The following is a 1,733-nucleotide window of genomic DNA, read 5'->3' as shown; positions in this document are numbered from 1 at the left end:
CCCTTCGCCGCCCCGCACCACACCTCCACCCGGGCCGCCATCATCGGTGGGGGCAACGGCAACCCCGGACCGGGCTGGGTCTCCAAGGCGCACCGGGGCATCCTGTTCGTGGACGAGGCCCCGCAGTTCGGGCGCGGGGTGCTGGACTCCCTGCGCGAGCCGCTCGAACGCGGAGAGGTGGTCATCGCCCGCGCCTCCTCCACCGTCGCCTTCCCCGCACGTTTCCAGCTGATCCTGGCGGCCAACCCCTGCCCCTGCGCCAAACCCGGGACCCTGTGCACGTGCCCGCCCGGCGAGCGGCGGCGCTACTTCTCCCGGCTCTCCGGCCCCCTGCTGGACCGGGTCGACCTCAAGGTGGAACTCCAACCCGTGGCCCGCGCCGAGCTGTTGGCCGACCGGGCGTTCGCCGAGTCCTCCGCGGTGGTGGCCGACCGGGTCGCCCGGGCGCGGGACCGCGCCCGCGCCCGCCTCGCGGGGACCCCGTGGAGCACCAACGCCGCCATCCCGGGTGCCCGGTTGCGGCGGGACTTCCCGGTGGAGCCCGCCGCCCTACGGGTCCTCGGTCTGGCCATGGACCGTGGACAGATCAGCGCCCGGGGGGTGGACCGTGCCCTCCGGGTCGCCTGGACCCTCGCCGACCTGGCCGGTCGTGACGTCCCGGGGGAGCAGGAGACCGCTTACGCGTACGCCCTGTGGTCCGGGCGTGCCTGGTGAGGCGCCCGTCGTGGCCGCGGTCCCGGAGCGCACCCTCGGGGCCTGGGAACCGGAGCGAAGCCGAGACGGACGCCCCGGCGTGCCGACCGTGCGGCCGGCCCGGCGCCGTGTCGGCCGGACCCCGTGGTCGGTGGGGGACTCCGCCCGAGGGGCCGGGGAGCGCGTGTCGCGGACGCGGTGACGGGTGCGCTGGGCGCCACGAGCCGGTCCCGCGCGTCGGTGCCGTGCGCGGTCGACGTGGGGTCGTGGGCCGCACACGGCGTATACGGCGTACACGGCGCAGACGGGACCGCGGTACCGCGAGCGCGACCCCACCGAGGGGACGGGCCGGTGACACGGGTGTGGGCGACGAGGGGAGCGGACGTGAACGGGGACGAGGAGGCCAGGGCGCGTGCCTGCCTCACCGCGGTGGCCGCGCCCGGTGACCTCTGGCTGGCGCACCTGCTGGCCGAGCACGGGGCCGCCCGGGTGTGGGCGACGCTGCGCGCGGGTGAGCGACCACCGGGTGGGGAGGGCGCCTCGCCTCCCCGGTGGGAGGTCTGGGTGCGACGTGCCGCCAGGGTGGAGGCCGACGCCCTCCTGTCGGATTCGGCGGAGGTCGGCATCAGGTTCGTCGCCCCCGGTGATCCGGAGTGGCCGGGGCGGTTGGACCACCTCCCCGGCGGCCGGGACTGTTACGGGCTCTGGGTCCGCGGTCACGGGGACCTACGCCACCTCTGTCTGCGCTCGGTGGGGATCGTCGGAGCGCGGGCGGCCAGTTCCTACGGTGAGCATGTGGCGTCCGAGTTGGCCTACGGGTTGGCCGAGCGCGGCCTCACCGTGGTCTCCGGGGGCGCCTACGGCATCGACGGGGCCGCGCACCGGTCGGCCCTGCTCACCGGGCACACGGTCGCGGTGTTGGCCGGTGGCCTGGACGTGGACTAGGGCCTGTTTTTTGGAAGTGGGAGCGGAGCAGGGTCTGCGCTGGCATCGTGGTCGATGTGCCTGGCCGTCATGAACTCACCGATGCCGAGTGGGCC

1 protein-coding gene and 1 pseudogene are annotated in these 1,733 nt (G+C 75.5%); both read left to right on the top strand.

Annotation, left to right across the window (positions count from 1 at the left end; translation table 11 throughout):
* Nucleotides 1–714, top strand: a 714-nt coding sequence (locus DSY14_RS27705; RefSeq protein WP_211719549.1) for an ATP-binding protein, incomplete at its 5' end; no start/stop codon positions are given.
* Nucleotides 715–1,077: 363 nt separating this feature from the next.
* Nucleotides 1,078–1,635 (top strand): annotated as a pseudogene (locus DSY14_RS27700) (DNA-processing protein DprA); the annotation flags it as partial.
* Nucleotides 1,636–1,733 lie beyond the last annotated feature (98 nt).

Source organism: Nocardiopsis sp. MG754419, from assembly GCF_018207095.1.
In the GTDB taxonomy this organism is placed as follows: Bacteria; Actinomycetota; Actinomycetes; order Streptosporangiales; family Streptosporangiaceae; genus Nocardiopsis.
This window is presented reverse-complemented; position numbering and strand designations above follow the sequence as displayed.